This is a genomic window from Rhizorhabdus sp., assembly GCF_018006725.1.
Taxonomy (GTDB): domain Bacteria; phylum Pseudomonadota; class Alphaproteobacteria; order Sphingomonadales; family Sphingomonadaceae; genus Rhizorhabdus.
In genome coordinates this window covers 1-3,346 of sequence record NZ_JAGMXV010000391.1, presented here as the reverse complement: position 1 = coordinate 3,346, position 3,346 = coordinate 1, and the positions used below count along the sequence as shown (strand labels likewise).

Below are 3,346 nucleotides of genomic sequence, written 5' to 3'. Positions count from 1 at the left end.
GTGTTAGCACAGTGTGACGCCATGAGCAGCCAGGACCGTCCCGTCTATCTCCGCCTACGCGATACCATCGCCGAATCCATCCTGGACGGCACATTTGGCGACGGCGACGCTCTTCCCTCGGTCCGGGTCTTTGCTGCGCAGCATGGCGCCAACCCGCTGACCGCCGCGAAGGCCTATCAGGGTTTTCAGGACGAAGGCTTCGTGACCGTCAAGCGCGGTGTCGGCATGTTCGTCGCCGAAGGCGCAACTGCCCGGTTGCGCGAAGAGGCGCGTGCCGCCTTCCTGCGCGACGAATGGCCGCGCGTCGTCCGCACCATGCGGCGCCTGCACATCGACGCTGCCGACCTGCTCGACCGCGTCGAAGGCTGAGCCATTGCGGGGGCTTGCCCGCTCCCGTTCATCGCTATAGCGCGCGGGTCATGGACACCCGGATCAGCCCTGCCGACGAAGCCGGTATCGCCGCCGCTGCGGAAGCGATCGGGCGCGGCCGGCCGGTCGCGGTTCCGACCGAGACGGTCTATGGGCTGGCAGGGGACGCTACCAGCGGCGATGCCGTCGCCGCCATCTACACGGCCAAGGGCCGACCCAGCTTCAATCCGCTGATCGTCCATGTCGACGGCATGGCCATGGCCGAGACCATCGCCATCTTCTCGCCGCTGGCGCGTCGGCTGGCCGACGCCTTCTGGCCGGGTCCGCTGACGCTCGTCCTCCCGCTTGCCGAGGCTGCACCGGTGGCGCGGCTGACGACGGCAGGCCTGTCCACCGTCGCAGTCCGTATGCCGGCGCATCCGGTGATGCGATCGCTGATCGCCCGCTGCGGCCGACCGCTGGCGGCGCCCTCTGCCAATGCAAGTGGCTCGATCAGCGCCACGCGCGCCGAACATGCCGCGCAGTCGCTCGCCGGGCGGATCGAACTGGTGCTCGACGGAGGGCCGACCGAGGTCGGGATCGAATCGACGATCGTCGCGGTCGAAGATGAGCGCTTACGCCTGCTGCGGCCGGGAAGCGTGACGCCTGAGATGCTTGCAGAGACGAGCGGCGTGCCCTTGTCGCTGCACGACAATGGCAAGATCGAGGCGCCAGGGCAGATGCTCAGCCATTATGCGCCGTCGAAAGCGGTGCGGCTCGATGCTGCGGAGCGCCGGGATGACGAATATCTTATCGGTTACGGCGCGATCGAAGGCGATGCTTCGCTGTCGCGATCCGGCGACCTCGCCGAAGCGGCAGCGCGGCTGTTCGACCTGCTGTACGCAGCCGATGCCGCCGCCGCGCCGGCCATTGCCGTCGCGCCGATCCCGGACGTCGGGCTCGGCATCGCGATCAACGACCGGCTGCGGCGCGCGGCGGCGCCGCGCTAAGGCCGGGCCTCAGACCTTCGCGCTATCCTTGAGACGCGCGGCATAGCTTTTGCGGAACTTCGCCAGCTTGGGCGCGACGACCATCACGCAATAGCCATTGCCGGCTCCCTCGCGCGCGAAATATTCCTGATGATAATCCTCGGCGACATACCATGGCGCATCCGGCTCGATCCGAGTCACGATCGGACCAGACCAGTCGGCCTGCGCACGGGTGATCGCCGCCTTTGCCTCGGCCTCCTGCTCGGGCGAATGCGGGAAGATGGCCGAGCGATATTGCGTCCCCACATCATTGCCCTGGCGGTTCAGCTGGGTCGGGTCGTGGACGTGGAAGAAGATATCGAGCAATTCGCCATAGCTGATCACGTCACTGTCGAACGCGATGCGGATCGCCTCGGCATGGCCGGTGTCGCCATTGCACACCTGCTTGTAGGTCGGGTTGGGAACTTGCCCGCCGATATAGCCGCTCTCGACCGACTCGACGCCGATGATGTCGTCGAACACTGCCTCGACGCACCAGAAACAGCCTCCGGCCAGCGTCGCGATTTCCTTCGCCATATTTGATCTCCGTATCTGCCCACAGAGATAGGGCATCGGAGCGCACTTGCAACGACCGGCCGCGCGCGACGAAGCGCGTTCAAGAAGGGATCGGTCGAGGAACCCTAGCCCCACCCCCTCATTGGTCGGGCATGGAAGATTTGCTGATCGGCCATCTGGCCTTTCCGCCCGCGCTGGCTGCGCTGGCTGCGGACCTCATCATCGTCGCGCTCGCCATCATCGTTGCGGCCATAGCCCACCGACTGATCCACGCGTTGCTCGTCCGAATAGCGGCGCGCACCCGCAACGGCGCGGACGACCTGATCGTAGCGCGCGTCCGCGAGCCGGCCCGCTGGATGTTCCTCCTTGTCGCGCTCGGCATGGTCCAGCCGGCGCTGCACCTGCCCGACTGGGCCGTCCGCCTCTGGATCCAGCTCACGGGCTTCGCCATTCCCGGCCTGATCGGCTGGCTCGCCATCGCGCTCGTCCGCGCAACCAGCGATATCCTCACCACGCGCCACGACCTCACCGCCGAGGACAATCTGGAAGCGCGCCGACGCCAGACACGGCTCGTGATCCTCGTGCGGATCGCCGTTTTCCTGATCCTCTTCCTCACCATCTGCATGATGCTGCTGAGCATCCCCGGAGTCCGCAATGTCGGCGTCACGCTGATCGCTTCGGCCGGTCTGGCCGGCCTCGCGGTCGGCGCGGCCGCACAACCAGCGCTCAAGAATCTAATCGCGGGCATCCAGCTCGCTTTCACCGAGCCGATCCGGATCGACGACGTTCTGATCGTCGAGGGCGAATGGGGCCGCGTCGAGGAGATACGCCTGACCTATGTCGTCGTCCGCATCTGGGACGACCGCCGGCTGATCGTGCCCGTCTCCAAGTTTCTCGAGGAGAGCTTTCAGAACTGGACCCGCTCCACTTCGGCATTGATGGGGTCGGTCATCCTTCATCTCGACCCCGCCACCGATTTCGCGCGGTTGCGCGCGAAAGCCGGCGAGATCGTCGAGGCCAATCCGCGCTGGGATCGCCGCTTCTGGAATCTGCAGGTGACCGAGACCGCACCCGATGCGGTGCAGGTCCGCGTCCTCGTCACGGCGCGCGACGCGGGCCACGCCTTCGACCTGCGCTGCGAAGTCCGCGAGGCGTTGCTGACCTTTATCGCACAGGAAATGCCGGAGGCCTTTCCGCGCCGCCGACAGCTTCCCGCTGGTGCGCTGGACATTCGGTCCGTGAACGACGGAGCTGGCGACGCCTAACGACGGTCGGCGTCGCTCGCCTCGCGGATAGCCTTGAACTCGGAACCGGTCTTCCAACCCGGCCAACGCCGCGATCGCGCCAGTTCGTCGCCGATGATCGCCATCGCTTCGATATCCTGCACCGCGCCGTCGAGATTCCAGTCCGGACCCCAGGCATCGCAGGCCTGATGGTAGCAATCACCCGTGTAG

Annotated in this window: 4 protein-coding genes and 1 pseudogene; 3 read left to right on the top strand and 2 right to left on the bottom strand. The window is 66.4% G+C overall.

Annotated elements, in window-relative coordinates:
• Positions 1 to 21: 21 nt before the first annotated feature.
• Positions 22 to 369 carry a GntR family transcriptional regulator gene (locus tag KAY22_RS26600; RefSeq protein WP_296626079.1) on the top strand — a complete coding sequence of 116 codons (348 nt, stop codon included), beginning with the start codon at positions 22 to 24 and terminating at the stop codon, positions 367 to 369.
• A 50-nt stretch (positions 370 to 419) separates the two neighbouring features.
• Positions 420 to 1,358 (top strand): L-threonylcarbamoyladenylate synthase, encoded by a 939-nt coding sequence (locus KAY22_RS26595; RefSeq protein WP_296626078.1) that lies wholly within the window; start codon positions 420 to 422, stop codon positions 1,356 to 1,358.
• A gap of 9 nt (positions 1,359 to 1,367) precedes the next feature.
• Here KAY22_RS26595 and msrA read toward each other — a convergent pair whose 3' ends face one another.
• The gene (gene msrA, locus KAY22_RS26590; protein WP_296626077.1) at positions 1,368 to 1,913 is read right to left on the bottom strand and encodes a peptide-methionine (S)-S-oxide reductase MsrA; all 546 of its coding nucleotides are present in this window, start codon (positions 1,911 to 1,913) and stop codon (positions 1,368 to 1,370) included.
• A 131-nt stretch (positions 1,914 to 2,044) separates the two neighbouring features.
• Between msrA and KAY22_RS26585 the strand changes: the two genes are divergently transcribed.
• The gene (locus KAY22_RS26585; RefSeq protein ID WP_296626076.1) at positions 2,045 to 3,157 is read left to right on the top strand and encodes a mechanosensitive ion channel domain-containing protein; all 1,113 of its coding nucleotides are present in this window, start codon (positions 2,045 to 2,047) and stop codon (positions 3,155 to 3,157) included.
• Here the strand turns inward: KAY22_RS26585 and KAY22_RS26580 are convergent.
• Positions 3,154 to 3,346, bottom strand: a pseudogene (locus tag KAY22_RS26580) (peptidase M20); the annotation flags it as partial. The gene KAY22_RS26585 and the pseudogene KAY22_RS26580 overlap by 4 nt on opposite strands.